Source organism: Rhodococcus sp. NPDC080181 (assembly GCF_040702225.1).
GTDB classification, from domain to species: domain Bacteria; phylum Actinomycetota; class Actinomycetes; order Mycobacteriales; family Mycobacteriaceae; genus Rhodococcoides; species Rhodococcoides fascians.
Genome location: NZ_JBFBKN010000001.1, coordinates 135,795 through 149,971, shown reverse-complemented (window position 1 = coordinate 149,971; position 14,177 = coordinate 135,795). Strand labels below are relative to the sequence as shown.

12 protein-coding genes are annotated in these 14,177 nt (G+C 66.6%); 5 read left to right on the top strand and 7 right to left on the bottom strand.

Annotated features, from left to right (window positions below; genetic code table 11):
* Nucleotides 1–111: 111 nt before the first annotated feature.
* On the top strand, nucleotides 112–969 hold the full coding sequence (locus tag AB0O58_RS00730; protein ID WP_032400240.1) for an acyl-ACP desaturase: 858 nt from the start codon (nucleotides 112–114) through the stop codon (nucleotides 967–969).
* 153 nt (nucleotides 970–1,122) lie between these two features.
* Here AB0O58_RS00730 and AB0O58_RS00725 read toward each other — a convergent pair whose 3' ends face one another.
* Both AB0O58_RS00725 and glpX read right to left on the bottom strand, forming a co-directional pair.
* Entirely contained in the window at nucleotides 1,123–2,526 is a 1,404-nt protein-coding gene (locus tag AB0O58_RS00725; RefSeq protein WP_032369679.1) for a class II fumarate hydratase, read from the bottom strand.
* 32 nt (nucleotides 2,527–2,558) lie between these two features.
* Nucleotides 2,559–3,599 (bottom strand): class II fructose-bisphosphatase, encoded by a 1,041-nt coding sequence (gene glpX / locus AB0O58_RS00720; protein WP_027498135.1) that lies wholly within the window; start codon nucleotides 3,597–3,599, stop codon nucleotides 2,559–2,561.
* 135 nt (nucleotides 3,600–3,734) lie between these two features.
* Between glpX and AB0O58_RS00715 the strand changes: the two genes are divergently transcribed.
* Nucleotides 3,735–4,304 carry a DUF4245 domain-containing protein gene (locus tag AB0O58_RS00715; protein WP_027498134.1) on the top strand — a complete coding sequence of 190 codons (570 nt, stop codon included), beginning with the start codon at nucleotides 3,735–3,737 and terminating at the stop codon, nucleotides 4,302–4,304.
* Here the strand turns inward: AB0O58_RS00715 and AB0O58_RS00710 are convergent.
* From AB0O58_RS00710 to AB0O58_RS00700, 3 genes are read right to left on the bottom strand one after another with little or no spacing between them, the layout of a single operon-like run.
* Nucleotides 4,301–4,525, bottom strand: coding sequence for an exodeoxyribonuclease VII small subunit (locus AB0O58_RS00710; protein WP_027498133.1), 225 nt, complete (start codon nucleotides 4,523–4,525; stop codon nucleotides 4,301–4,303). The two genes, AB0O58_RS00715 and AB0O58_RS00710, sit on opposite strands and share 4 nt — an antisense overlap.
* A 14-nt stretch (nucleotides 4,526–4,539) precedes the next feature.
* The gene (xseA, locus tag AB0O58_RS00705) at nucleotides 4,540–5,802 is read right to left on the bottom strand and encodes an exodeoxyribonuclease VII large subunit (protein WP_027498132.1); all 1,263 of its coding nucleotides are present in this window, start codon (nucleotides 5,800–5,802) and stop codon (nucleotides 4,540–4,542) included.
* A complete protein-coding gene (locus AB0O58_RS00700) occupies nucleotides 5,799–6,416 on the bottom strand; it encodes a lipid droplet-associated protein (protein ID WP_032400241.1) in 618 nt (205 codons plus the stop codon). The genes xseA and AB0O58_RS00700 overlap by 4 nt, the downstream gene beginning before the upstream one ends.
* Before the next feature lie 96 nt (nucleotides 6,417–6,512).
* Here AB0O58_RS00700 and AB0O58_RS00695 point away from each other — a divergent pair, with 96 nt between their 5' ends.
* On the top strand, nucleotides 6,513–7,520 hold the full coding sequence (locus AB0O58_RS00695; protein WP_283550877.1) for a 4-hydroxy-3-methylbut-2-enyl diphosphate reductase: 1,008 nt from the start codon (nucleotides 6,513–6,515) through the stop codon (nucleotides 7,518–7,520).
* Nucleotides 7,521–7,550: 30 nt separating this feature from the next.
* On the opposite strand, the gene AB0O58_RS00690 is transcribed toward AB0O58_RS00695, so the two are convergent.
* Together AB0O58_RS00690 and AB0O58_RS00685 are read right to left on the bottom strand one after the other, a co-directional pair.
* Nucleotides 7,551–8,657 carry a DUF6542 domain-containing protein gene (locus AB0O58_RS00690; RefSeq protein ID WP_032369676.1) on the bottom strand — a complete coding sequence of 369 codons (1,107 nt, stop codon included), beginning with the start codon at nucleotides 8,655–8,657 and terminating at the stop codon, nucleotides 7,551–7,553.
* 20 nt (nucleotides 8,658–8,677) lie between these two features.
* Nucleotides 8,678–9,844: a DNA recombination protein RmuC gene (locus AB0O58_RS00685; protein ID WP_032375526.1), complete on the bottom strand. Its 1,167-nt coding sequence runs from the start codon at nucleotides 9,842–9,844 to the stop codon at nucleotides 8,678–8,680.
* Nucleotides 9,845–9,967: 123 nt separating this feature from the next.
* Between AB0O58_RS00685 and AB0O58_RS00680 the strand changes: the two genes are divergently transcribed.
* A complete protein-coding gene (locus tag AB0O58_RS00680) occupies nucleotides 9,968–11,158 on the top strand; it encodes an exonuclease SbcCD subunit D (protein WP_032400269.1) in 1,191 nt (396 codons plus the stop codon).
* Nucleotides 11,155–14,172, top strand: a complete 3,018-nt coding sequence (locus tag AB0O58_RS00675; RefSeq protein WP_283550876.1) for an SMC family ATPase — start codon at nucleotides 11,155–11,157, stop codon at nucleotides 14,170–14,172. Before AB0O58_RS00680 ends, AB0O58_RS00675 begins: the two co-directional genes overlap by 4 nt.
* Nucleotides 14,173–14,177 lie beyond the last annotated feature (5 nt).

The following is a 14,177-nucleotide window of genomic DNA, read 5'->3' as shown; positions in this document are numbered from 1 at the left end:
CGATGATTGGATGCACCTGAGGATAGACCCGCAACGACCTGGCGTTAGGAGAATTCACAGAGGTCAGGGGCGCGACGTCGGACGCTCGGCGGCAGGCGCTACGGTTACCGCATGTCTACGAACCTGTTCGACGGTGATCTGCTGGTCCGTTTGGAGCCCGCGGTCGAAGAGAATCTACGACGCCATATCGAGGCAGCGAGTGATTGGCACCCCCATGAGCTCGCGCCGTTCGACGACGGTAAGAACTTCGCGTTCCTCGGCGGCGAGGATTGGTCGCCCGAGCAGTCGCACCTGAGCGACGTCGAAATTCTGTCCGCCACGGTGGGCGTGTTGGTGGCCGACAACCTCCCCGCCTACCACCGGGAACTGGCCCACGCCCTCACCGGCCTCGGTGCCTGGTGGAAGTGGACGGGCCGCTGGACGTCGGAAGAGAACCGACAGTCGATCGTGCTGCGCAACTTCCTGGTGCTCACCCGCGCTGTCGATCCGGTCGCCCTCGAGCGAGTGCGGATGGAACACATGACCCTCGGATTCGACGCGCCCAGCCAGCGGCTGCTCGACATCCTGGCGCACTTCGCCATCGAAGAAGCTGCCGCCGCCCTGCGTAACCGCAACACCATCGCTTTGGGCAAGGATCCGGTGCTGGCCACCATCCTCGGCAGAATCGCCGACGACGACGAGCTGCAGTCGGCATTCTTCGCCAGCATCCTCGACGAAGCATTCGCTGTCGTACCCGATCAGGCTGCGCGCGCAGTGGCCGACCGAATCAACGGCTTCAAGATCCCCGAGATCGAGCTTCCGGACCGCGGCAGCAGCATCGCCGCCCTCGCCGAAGCCGGCATCTACGACGCCGACCAGGAACGCGACAAGGTGTTCAAGCCGTTGCTCGCAGGCTGGAAGATCTTCGACCGCACCGATCTGGGTGAGGACGGCCTGAAGGCACGCGAAGAACTCGCGCACCTGGCCTGAGGTTTCGGCCCCTTTCGAAAGCGACCCGCCCCCGGTCGGATCAATGCGACTTTGTTGCAGTCAGAGTGACTGAAACCCACATTGATCCAACCGGGGGCGGGCGCGTTCAAGGGTGCAGCGGGTCCTGCGGGTCCGGCGGGTAGAGCAGCGAAACTAGTCCTTGACCTTCGCCATGGCGAGGACGTCGAGGCGCTTGTCCAGTTCTGCTTCGCTGAGCTTGTCGCCGATCAGTCCGCGGTCGATGACGGTCTGGCGGATGGTCTTCTTTTCTTTCAGTGCCTGCTTGGCGACTGCGGCCGCTTCCTCGTAGCCGATTGCGGAGTTCAGCGGCGTCACGATGGACGGCGAGGACTCGGCGAGGGTCTTGAGGTGCTCGACGTTGGCTTCGAGACCGACGACGCACTTGTCGGCGAACAGCACCGAGACGTTGGCGAGCAACTTGAAGGATTCGAGAACGTTGCGGGCCATCATCGGGATGTACACGTTGAGCTCGAAGGCACCCGATGCTCCGCCGAATGCCACTGCCGCGTCGTTACCGATGACCTGTGCGGCGACCTGGGTAACAGCCTCGGGGAGAACGGGATTGACCTTGCCGGGCATGATCGAGCTGCCGGGCTGCAGGTCGGGGAGTGCGATCTCGCCGAGTCCGGTGAGCGGCCCCGATCCCATCCAGCGAATGTCGTTGGCGATCTTGGTCAATGACACTGCGATGGTGCGCAGTGCGCCGGATGCCTCGACCAGTCCGTCGCGAGCGGCCTGCGCCTCGAACGAATCCTTGGCGGCGGTGAGGGCGTCGATGCCCGTCGACTTCACCAGAGCAGCAACGACTTTCGGGCCGAAGCCGTCGGGTGCGTTGAGGCCGGTGCCGACGGCGGTACCGCCGATGGGCAGTTCACCCAGACGCGGCAGGGTGGCTTCGACGCGCTCGATGCCGGCCTCGATCTGCCGGGCGTAGCCGCCGAATTCCTGACCGAGAGTGACGGGGACGGCATCCATCAGGTGGGTGCGTCCGGACTTGACGACGTGCTTCCACTCGGTGGCCTTGGTCACCAGAGCCTCGTGCAGGTGCCGCAGCGCGGGCACCAGGGAGGTGACGGCTGCTTCGGTGGCGGCGACGTGCGTGGCCGTCGGGAACGTGTCGTTGGAGGACTGCGACATGTTCACGTGGTCGTTGGGGTGCACCTCGACGCCGTTGGCCTTGGCGATCGACGCGATGACCTCGTTGGCGTTCATGTTGGAGCTGGTGCCCGAGCCGGTCTGGAACACGTCGATCGGGAACTGATCGTCGTGCTTGCCCTCGGCGATCTCGTTGGCTGCCGCGATGATCGCGTCGGCCAATGTGCCGTCGAGCAGACCGAGATCCTTGTTGACCTGCGCGCAGGCTGCCTTGAGCAGGCCCATCGCGCGGATCTGGGTGCGCTCGAGCGGGCGGCCCGAGATGGGGAAGTTCTCCACCGCACGCTGCGTCTGGGCACGCCAGAGTGCGTCGATGGGGACGCGAACCTCTCCCATGGTGTCGTGTTCGATCCGGAACTGCTGTTCGTCTGTCTGCGTCATGAGCCTTACTTTGCCAGTCGTGGTTTCGGGGATCAGAAGGACGGTGCCTGGCCGGATTCGTCGGCGTCGAAGTCCACCGAGGAGTACTCGCGCAGCTTCTCGAGGCGGTGGTAGGCGTCGATCATGCGTACGGTGCCGGACTTGGAGCGCATGACGATGGACTGGGTGTGGGCTCCGCCGCCCGCGTAGCGGACGCCGCGCAGCAGGTCGCCGTCGGTGACGCCGGTGGCGGTGAAGAAGACGTTCTCGCCCGAGACGAGGTCCTTGGTGTCGAGGACGCGATCGAGGTCGTGGCCGGCGTCGATGGCCTTCTGCTTCTCGGTGTCGTCCGTGGGTGCCAGACGGCCCAGGATCGCGCCGTCCATGCAGCGCATCGCGGCGGCCGCGATGATGCCCTCGGGCGTTCCGCCGGTGCCGATGAGCATGTCGGTGCCGGAGTCGGGACGAGCGGCGGCGATGGCACCGGCGACGTCACCGTCGGAGATCAACCGGATGCGTGATCCGGCGTCGCGTACCTGCTGGATCAGTTCGGCATGCCTGGGGCGGTCGAGGATGCACACCGTCACGTCGGAGGCGGAACCCTTCTTGATCTTGGCGATGCGGGCGATGTTCTCGGCGACGGGGACGGTGATGTCGATGACGTCGGCGTAATCGGGTCCGACGGCGATCTTCTCCATGTAGAAGACGGCCGAGGGGTCGAACATCGCGCCGCGTTCGGCAACGGCGAGTACCGAGATGGCGTTGGGCATGCCCTTGGCCATCAGGGTGGTTCCGTCGACGGGGTCGACGGCGAAGTCCACCTCGGGTCCGTTTCCGTTGCCGACCTGCTCGCCGTTGTAGAGCATCGGCGCTTCGTCCTTCTCGCCTTCGCCGATGACGACGACGCCGCGCATGGAGACCGAGCTGACCAACTGACGCATCGCGTCGACGGCTGCTCCGTCGCCACCTTCCTTGTCGCCCCGACCGACCCAGCGACCCGAGGCGAGCGCACCGGCCTCGGTGACGCGGACGAGTTCGAGTGCGAGGTTGCGATCTGGCGCCATGGCGCGAGTGGACTCGGTGCTGGCCGTCATCGGTTTGTAGCCTCCTGGTTGGTGGGGTGTTACCCAGGCAGGATTATCTCACTTCTGTGATGCCCGCGGTGGGGTCGGGTCGACTGTGAGGTACGCGCCGACCGAGCACTGCCGCACAGAGGGGATACTGGAGATGTGGCAAACAGCAAACCTCGGATTCTCAACAACAACCGCGACATGGTCTGGTCGCTGATTCCGCTGGTCATTGCGTGTTTGTTGATCGCAGGCGTGGCCAGTCAGTGCTCGTTGAGCCCGGGTGGACCCAAGCAGGGACCCATTCCCAACTTCGACGTGAACTCGGCACTGCAGTACGACGCTGCCGAAATCGGGTTCCCGGTGCGCAACCCGGTCGTTCCCGAGGAATGGACGCCCAATTCGGGGAGCCGCGCGACCATTTCCGGTGACAGCGGTGGAGCGGCGTCGACTGTCGGATACATCACCGGATCGGGTGCGTACCTGCAACTGACTCAGACGGCCGCGTCCGAGGAACTGGTGGTGCCGTTCGTGGCCGGGGAGACAGTGTACGCGTCGGGCGCGCAGAACGTCTCGGGTCGAGACTGGGTCGTGTACGGCGAGGAAGGCTCGCGCACCTACTGGGTCTCGGACTTCGGTGACGTGCGAATCCTGTTGGGCGGCACGGCGAACACCGAGGAATTCACCACTCTCGCGGCTGCGGTCGAGGCCACCGAACCGCTCGCGCCCTAGCTGTCGTTCTCGGTGCTCGCCAGCGCGGTCTCGATGCGCTTGCGTGCGCCCGCCAGTTGTTCTTCGCAGCGCGTCGCCAATTGTTCGCCGCGCTCCCACAGGGCCAGGGAAGCGTCGAGGTCGAGCCCGCCCTGCTCGAGGATCTTCACCACGCCGACCAGCTCGTCGCGGGCTTCCTCGTAGCCCAGTTCGGACACTGGCTTGTCTTCGTTCTCGCTCATCGAATCTCCCTCTGTCATTTCACTCGGCCCATTACTGCGGCGGTGACGGCACCGTCGGCCACCCGCACCCTGATCTGTGTACCCGGCGGCGCGTCCTCGACCGAACGCAATACCTCGGGATCGGCACCCGGCACCACCCGCTGTACGACGGCATAGCCCCGGGCAAGTGTGGCAGCAGGCCCCAGCGTCGACAGCCTCGCCCGCAAATGTTCGACGAGCGTGTCCTGGGTGGTCAGCTCGCGCTGCACGTCGCGTCGAGCTGCATCGGCGAGTCGCCGAACTTCCTCGCGACGCTGTTCGAGGGCCGCCAACGGATCGGCCAACACCGGTCGATGCCGCAGCATCTCCAGCCCACGCGCCTCCCGTTCCACCCAATTGCGCAGCGCTGCAGCGCTTCTGGCCTTCAGCTCCGCGACCAACGCTTGTTCGGCGACGGCGTCGGGCACCACGAGCTTGGCGGCATCGGTGGGGGTGGCGGCGCGCAGGTCGGCGACGTGATCGCTGAGGGGACTGTCGGGTTCGTGTCCGATGGCGCTGACGATCGGCGTCGTCGCCCGTGAGATGGCTCGGCACAGTGCCTCGTCGGAGAACGGCAAAAGATCCTCGACGCTACCGCCGCCGCGGGCGAGGACGATGACGTCGACGCGCGGGTCGTCGTTCAGATCCTTCAACGCGTCCAGGATTGCCGGCACCGCTTGTGGACCCTGGACCGGAGTGTTCCGTACCTCGAATCGCACTGCGGGCCAACGCCTCTGCGCGACGGTGAGGACGTCCTTCTCGGCTGCGCTGGCGCGAGCGGTGATGAGCCCGATGGTGCCGGGCAGGAACGGCAGCGGACGCTTGAGTCGCGGGTCGAACAGTCCTTCGGCCGCCAGCAGAGCCCGGAGCCGTTCGATGCGGGCCAGTAGTTCGCCGACACCCACAGCGCGAATATCGGTGGCGCGCAGCGAAATGGTGCCACGGCCGGTGAAGAACGACAGCTTGCCGTAGAGGATGACGCGCGCGCCCTCGGTCAGTGGAACGGGCGAACGATCCAGCAGCTGCGGCGAGCAGGTCACCGACAACGACATGTCCGCCGACGGATCACGCAGAGTCAGAAATGCCGTGCGCGTGCCGGGGCGGGCGTTGATCTGCGTCAGCTGACCCTCGACCCAGATGCTGCCGAGTTTGTCGATCCACCCGGCGACTTTCATCGCGACGGTGCGCACCGGCCATGGTTGTTCGGCGGTGCTCGCACCGGATGGGGCGGGGCCGGACTGAGTGGGGGGAGTGCTCACTTCGCCTTGGCGGTGGTGATTCGGTTGGCGAGCATGGTCTGGAACGGTGCGCGAGCCGACGTCGCGTTCTCGTACTCGAGCAGGGTTTCCAGATCCTCGATGGACAGCGTGCGCAGCCGTGCGCGCAACTGAGCCAGGGCAAGAGTGTCGAAGTCGATCATCTCGACGATCTCGGGCTTCGTCGCAGCTGCTGCGGGCTTCGCCGACGTGTCCTGCACCGGTTCGTCCAGCGGAGGCGTCGAGTACAGAGCAAATCGTCCGTTCGCGGCGATGGGCTCGGCCACCGGTGCGTCGGGAACATCGACGTCATCGGTGACTGCTGCGGAGTCGAACCTCGACGTGGCCGGGAACTCGTCGTCTTCGTCCTCGTCGAAACTCGCCCACGACGGCTGCTCCTCGCGTGGAGTTCCGATCACCGGCAGAGCCGAAATGACCAGATCGCCCTTGATGGCGAGGGCTGTCACCTGCTGCTGCAGCCGCATGCCGCGCGCCAACGCCTCGCTGACAACGGTCATCGGCAACATCAACGCGGAACCGGGAAGCTTGCGGGCCTCTTCCACGACGGTCACGGCGACGCCTGCAGCCACCCGCGCCGCAAAGGGGAGTCGAGTCATGCACACCAGACTGCCCGAAGTCGTCGTCTTTGGGTAGCCGACAGGCCAGGGCCTGCGGAATGACCCGGTTGCTGCGATGCACGTATCCTGGGAGGTATGTCTTCGGCCGTTCCTTTGAATCTTGGTATCGCACACTCCGCCGGCTCGCACACGACCGCGCATGCCGGGGGTAAGCGAGTGCTTCTCGCCGAGCCGCGTGGCTACTGCGCGGGCGTGGATCGCGCCGTCGAGACCGTCGAGAAGGCACTCGAACAGCACGGTGCGCCGGTGTACGTGCGCAAAGAGATCGTGCACAACAAGCACGTGGTCGAGACGCTGTCCGATCGCGGTGCGGTGTTCGTCGAGGAGACCGACGAGGTGCCCGAGGGTTCGCTGCTGGTGTTCTCGGCGCACGGTGTCTCGCCTGCGGTGCACACGTCTGCCGCCGAGCGGAACCTGCGGACGATCGACGCGACCTGCCCGCTGGTGACCAAGGTGCACCAGGAAGCCAAGCGGTTCGCCCGAGACGACTACGACATTCTGCTCATCGGCCACGAGGGCCACGAGGAGGTCGAGGGCACCGCAGGTGAGGCACCCGAGCACATCCAGCTCGTGGACGGCCCGGAATCGGTGGACAGCGTCACGGTGCGCGACGAGAACAAAGTCATCTGGCTTTCGCAGACCACGCTGAGCGTCGACGAGACCATGATGACGGTCGCGAAGCTGCGGGAGCGCTTTCCGACCTTGCAGGATCCGCCGAGCGACGACATCTGCTACGCCACGCAGAACCGTCAGGTCGCGGTGAAGGCGATGGCACCGGAGTGCGATCTGTTGATCGTCGTCGGCTCGAAGAACTCGTCGAACTCGGTGCGTCTGGTCGAGGTCGCCCTCGGTGCCGGCGCACGGGCCAGCTACCTGGTGGACTACGCGAAAGAGATCGACCTGGCGTGGCTCGACGGCGTCGAGACCATCGGCATCACGTCGGGAGCGTCCGTGCCGGAGATCCTGGTTCAGGGCGTCATCGACCTGTTCGCCGAGCACGGATACGCGGACGTGCAGCCCGTCACCACCGCGAACGAGACCCTGGTCTTCTCCTTGCCCCGCGAGCTGCGCCCCGCACGCTGACCGGTCCATGACCGGCCGGTATCGGTGGGGTCAGTCGTCGGCGTGGCGGTCGCGGTACCGAACCTGCGGCACCGGATGCGGAGGAATGTCGTCACGGCGCACGTTCGGCGGCGCGTCGTTCACAACCGGTTCGACTGTGTGCCGAGCGCTGCTGGAGTACGGATCGACGGCGTCCCGCGGCGGCTGAACCCGAGGTGAACGCTCCCGGCGAGGTTCCGTCGAATACGGTGCCTCGGACGGCTGCGGCCGCGACGGGCGTGCTACGCCGGGTGGGGGCGTGCGGTCCTGCGGGTACTGGGCGTGGGAGCGGGAGGGCCGCTGGTACTCGGGCTGCGGACTCGCCTGACGTGCGTATCCGGGCGTCGCCCCGGGGGTTGTTGCCGACCGTCGTGGCGCGGCACCGGAGTCGGTTGCGGCGCGAGAGGTTCCTCGGCGGCCCACGTACGGCTCGGGCACGATGTCGGTGGCCTCGACCGCGGACACGTCGTCACGGTCCGCCGCAGCTCGACGGCTACGAGCGCGCGACGGACGGTCTTCCTGCGCTCGCCGCTGTGCCCGGGTGAGTGTGTCGTCCTCGGAGGTCGGGCTCCGGCGAGCGGAGTCTCCGGCCTTGGTGCTTCGACGAGGGGCGTCTTCCGACTTCGTGCGACGCCGAGGTGTGTCGGCGGTCTTCGTGCTGCGTCGAACTGCGGGCGCGTGCGTGTTCTGCCGCTTCAGCACGATGCGTACGGCGCCGAGGCCGACGGCCACAAGGGTGCCGAGCAGCATCAGCGGAAATCGGTTGACCAGCGGAATCGCCACGTTCAGGATGATGTCCTTGAGGCTGGTGCCCGCGTTGTCGGTGAAGTACTGGTACGACAGCGGCACTGCCACGAACAGAATCAACGGGGCTTGGACCATCGCGGTGAACAGTCCGCGGTAGCGGACCAGCAATACCGCGGCGATGCAGCCGAGGATGTAGAGGAACGCGAACGCACCGGTCAGCTCGGTTCCACGCGCGGCGTCGATGAGAAATCCGAGAAAGGTCAGCCCTGCGGCGATCGCAACGGCACCCCACGCTGGTACGCCGGGCAGGGTCGCGAGGATGGATCGGTGATCCAGCGGTACCCCGGATCGGGCACGTTGGGAGGTAGACACCCCTCGAGGTTAGCCGTAGTTCAGCCCACTGCATCGCTGACATGACCGAAGTCGTGCCGGTAGCGGGACGAATCGGACAGCTTGGGACGCTCGTCCACGCGTGCGATCTCCACCGGTTCGGCGTCGAACAGCTCGAGCTCGTGCAGCTTGCGTGCGGTGACACCCACCCTGCTGTCGACCGACCCGACGGTGGAGTTGAAGGACTCCACGGCCTTGCCGAGGTGGGCTCCGAGCTTGTCGAGATGTGTCGAGACGATTCCGATGCGGCCGTACAGTTCGCGGCCCAGCTGGTGGATCCGCGCCGCGTCCTCGGCGATCGACTCCTGCTTCCAGGTGTACGCGACGGTGCGCAGCAGAGCGACCAGAGTGGTCGGGGTGGCAAGAATCACGTTCCGACCGAAGGCGTACTCCAGCAGGCTCGTATCCGACGTCAACGCAGCGTCGAGAAACGGGTCGCCGGGAACGAACAGGACGACGAACTCCGGCGTCGGCTCGAACGCCTCCCAGTAGGCCTTGTCGGCCAGTTGATCGATGTGGGTGCGCAACTGCTTGGCGTGGCGGCGCAGATGTTTGTCGCGAGCACCGGGTTCTTCGTCCTGCGCGGCGTCGAGGTAGGCCGCGAACGGCACCTTGGCGTCGACGACGATCTGCCGATCGCCGGCGAGGCGAACGATCATGTCGGGTCGAAAGCCGTCCTTGCTCACCTGAGTGTCGAAGTCGCAGTGCTTGACCATTCCGGCGAGTTCGACGACCCGTTCGAGCTGGATCTCGCCCCACCGACCTCGGATCTGCGGTGCGCGCAGTGCGGTGACCAGTTGTCCGGTCTGCATGGAGAGCTGCATCGACGCGCGATGCATTCCGGTGACCTGTTCCGACAGCCCCGCGTACGCCCTGATGCGGTGGTGCTCGACTTCTCGCACGTGCTCGGCCAGGGCGTCGACGGCGTCGTGCAGTGGCTCCACCAGATGGGACACCTGTTGGCCGATGACAGTCGAATTGCGCCGCGCGGAATCCTCGTTCACCGCGCTCAGCGACTGGCGAAGCAGCGCCTCGTTCTGGCGTAGAGCCGCCAGCTGTGCCTCCGCTCGTACGGCCCGATCACCCACCCGAGAGGCATGCAACAGCCACCCCACCACGCCGCCGATGGCGAGGGCGACGAGCAGGCCGAGCGCGGTGAGAATGTTCATGGTGCCGATGATGCAGCACGCCACCGACAAGTTCGGGCGAGACGAGCTGTGGGTCGATGCTCACGCCCGACAGGCCGACGAGCCTCGAATAGTTTGTCGGTGGTTGCCGATAGCGTCGTCGACATGAGAATCCTGCACACCTCGGACTGGCACATAGGTCGCACCTTTCACGGTGTCGACCTGTTGGCCGATCAGGGCGCAGTGCTCGAGTCCATCGCGGAACTGGTTGCCGCACAGTCGATCGACGTGGTAGTCGTCCCGGGTGACATCTACGACCGCGCCGTGCCGAGCGCGGATGCCGTAGTGGTCTGCAATCGCGGACTCGAAGCGATCAGAGCCGCCGGAGCCGTCATCGTCGCGACGTCGGGTAACCACGATTCGCCCGCTCGGTTGGGTGCCGGAGCTGCGTTCGCCTCGGCCGGTGGACTGCATCTGATGACCAAGGTCGGCAACGTCGCAACCCCGGTGGTCGTCGACGACGAGCACGGATCGGTTGCGTTCTACGGCATTCCGTACCTCGAGCCCGAGACCACCCGAGTCGAACTCGACGTTCCGGCGGCACGGACGCACGCCGAGGTGCTCGATGCTGCCATGGACCTGGTGCGCGCCGACCTCGCAGCGAGAGACGAAGCAGGGCAACATGTTCGGTCCGTCGTCCTCGCGCATGCGTTCATCGTCGGCGGCGAAGCGACAGGTTCGGAGCGATCGATTTCGTCCGGGGGAATCGAAACCGCACCGGCATCGGCATTCGACGGCGTCGACTACGTGGCCCTGGGTCATCTGCATTCTCCGCAGACACTCACCGAGCGGGTCCGGTACTCCGGCTCCCCGTTGCCCTACTCGTTCGGCGAACGCTCGCACCGTAAGGCCGTGTGGATTCTCGAACTCGACGCCGACGGGCTCGGCAGCGTCGATCGAGTGGACTTACCGGTGGTTCGCGGTCTCGCCCGCATCGAGGGCACGGTCGAGGAATTGACCACTCACGCAGCCTTTTCCGAATACGAGGACCACTACGTCTCGGCAGTGCTGACCGACGAGGTACGTCCTGTCGATGCAATGCGGTTGCTGCAACAGCGTTTTCGGCACGCGATCCATCTCGAGTGGCGTCGACCCGAAGACGACGGGGGGCTTCGGTATCGCGATCGTGTCCGCGGCCGCAGCGACCTCGAGATCGCGACGTCGTTCCTGACGGACATGCGGAGCGCGCCCACCGCAGCCGAGTCCGCGCTCTTCGAGCGCGCTCTTGCTTCCGTGCAGCGCGAGGCCGAATCCACGCGCACACCGGCGAGCACCGTCGACCGCGGCGCTGCATGAGGCTGCACTCACTCGAGATCACCGCCTTCGGCCCCTTCGCGGGAACGGAGACGGTCGATTTCGACGCGCTGGGAGCCGACGGGTTGTTTCTGTTGCACGGCCAGACCGGAGCCGGGAAGACGACAGTGCTCGACGCCGTTGCCTTTGCGCTCTACGGCACCGTTCCCGGAGCACGGCGGGAGGGCAAGAGGCTGCTGTCCGACCACGCCGCGAGAGGTGCCGTCCCGCAGGTGACCCTCGAAGCAACGCTCGGTGGGCGACGAATCAGGATCGTGCGCAGTCCGGAGTTTCTGCGCCCCAAGCTCAGGACTGCCGGCACCACCAAGCAGCATGCCAAGGCGAGTCTCACGTGGCTCGATGGGCGTGGGCAGAACTTGACGCGGCTCAACGAGATCGGCGACGCGGTCAACGGGTTGCTCGGAATGAGTGCCGATCAGTTCTTTCAAGTGGTGTTGTTGCCGCAGGGCGAGTTCGCGAAGTTTCTGCGAGCAGACAGCGACGAGCGAGGAAACCTACTCGAAAGACTCTTCGACACAGGCAGATTCGGCGACGTGGAGGAATGGTTCGCTGAGCGGCGTCGAGAATTGGCCGCCGGTCTTGCCGACGCCGACCAGGCCATCGACATCATGCTGGGCAGAGTGTCCCAGGCCGCGGGCGTACCCGAGCCGTCCACCGACGACGCCGCGCCCGGTGAGCAGGCCCAGGATCCCCTCGAATGGGCGGCACGGGTTCTGGACGGTGCACGGCAGAACAGAACTCTCGCCCAGGGTCGTGCGGTGCTGGTCGACGCGGCAGCCGGGCGTGCGTCCGCCGCGCTGGCCGAGGCCATCAGCGCCCTGGACCTGCAGCGCCGACGCGCCATCGCCGAAGAGCAACTCGCGCAGTACCGGGACGGCGAAGCCGCCCGAGCAGCGCGACGCGCGGAACTGGCCGATTCTGCTGCTGCGGGTCCCATCGCCGACGCCGTCGCCGATCTGCGCCTTGCCGCCACTACCGCAGATGCGGCCACCACAGCGCTGACCGCCGCGGAACAGGCACTGCCGACGTCCGCAGAGGGCAGGCGCTTCCACGACGCACTGCAGTGGCCGCCGGTACAGAACGATCCGGCCGACGAGCGGGCAGTGGTTGCCGAGTTCGTGCGAGCATGGACCACCGATGTCGCACGGCTGCAGTCGCTGCTCGGGACAGCCCGTGAGGCCGACCGGCTGGACGCCGAGCTCGCAGAACAGCGCGCACAGCGCGCCGAGACCGTTGCTGCCATCGAACGCACGACGACGAAACAGGCGACACTTCCCGAAACCCTCGCCGCTGTGGAAGCGCGGGTGGCGCGCGCAGCTGCGGCCGCTGCCGAGCTTCCGGGACTGGACGAGCGGTGCGCCCGCGCTCAGGCGGCCGCTGAGTCGGCCCTCGAATTGGTGCGGACCCGAGCCGTTCTCGTCGAGGCAGAACGCGTCAGGGACCGTGCCGCAACCGCGCGCAACAGCGCCTGGGAACACTTGCTCGAGCTGCGCGAACGCCGCATCGACGGCATGGCCGCAGAGCTGGCGGCCCGCCTCGAGTCCGGTGCGCCGTGTGTCGTGTGCGGGTCGGCCGAACACCCGAATCCGGCGGCTGCCGCGACGTCGACGGTCACGAAAGCGCAGGAGGACAAGGCCGCTGCCGCGGAGCGGAAATGCGCTGCCGAGCTGGAACGGTCGATCGCGGCCGTCGCCGACGCCAGTCGTGCGGTCGATCTGCTGCACGACCGGACGGGCGGAGCCTCCGCCGCGGAGCTTGCTCACACCCTCGATGCGGCGACGACTGCCGTCCGAGACGCCCGAGCGAGGGCCGCCGACCTCGACCCGGCGACGACCGAGCTGCGCCGGCTGCGCGCCGAGTCGGATGCGCTGGCGGTCACGCTGCAGGATCTCGTCGCCAGGCGCAGCGCGCTCGACGAACGCATCGCAGCCACCGAGCGATCGGTGGCGCAGATGCGAGCGTCGGTAGCCGAGGAAATTGCCGAAGGCACATCGTTGACGGAGCGAATTGCCGAGTGCGAGAAGCTGATCGACGGTGCCCGCCGACTGCAGGAAGCGCGAATCGCCTGGCTCGACGCCAGCGAGCAGCATGCCGCGCTGCGCGGCGAACTGGATCGACGGGTATCGGCATCGAACTTCGATTCCGCCGATGCAGCAGATGCCGTTCTCACCAAGGACCGCGTCGAGCAGATCGAGACCGAACTTCGTCTCGCGGAGGAGCGTCGGGCACACGCCGAACACGTGCTGCTCGAACCCGGCATCGTCGCCCAGAGCGGGCAACCGCCGATCGACCTGGATCCGCTGCGTGCCCGGTTCGCCGAACTGGACGGCGCGGCGAAGGTTGCCGCGGGGGAGGTGGCCGAGTGTCGCCGACGCGCGGACGAGCTCGAGCGGTTGATCGCCGAACTGTTCGTGGCGGCTGCGGCCATCGCGCCGCAACGCGCCGAGTTCGACGAGCTCGCCAACTTGGCGGATGTGGTCGCCGGGCGTGGGCAGAATGCACGCAAGATGTCGCTGCGGTCCTACGTGCTTGCGTCCCGTCTCGAGGACGTCGCCGAGTCGGCATCGGCACGCTTGCGTCGGATGTCCTCGGGTCGATACGAATTCGTGCACTCCGACGAGGCCGGCCTTCGCGGAAAGCGGGGTGGACTCGGTCTCGACATCCGCGACGACTACACCGGTGTGGTGCGTTCGGCCAAGACGCTCTCGGGCGGCGAGGCGTTTCTGGCGTCGCTCTCGCTCGCGCTGGGTCTCGCCGATGTCGTGGCCGCCGAATCCGGCGGGGTCGTGCTCGACACCATGTTCATCGACGAGGGGTTCGGCACGCTGGATGCGGACACGCTGGAATCGGTGATGGCCGTGCTCGACGAATTACGTGCGGGCGGCCGCGTCGTCGGAGTCGTCAGTCACGTCGACGAAATGCGTCAGCGCATTCCGAGCCGCCTCTACGTCAAGCGTGGACGCGCGGGCTCGACACTGCAGGTCGTCGCGTCCTGATCGGA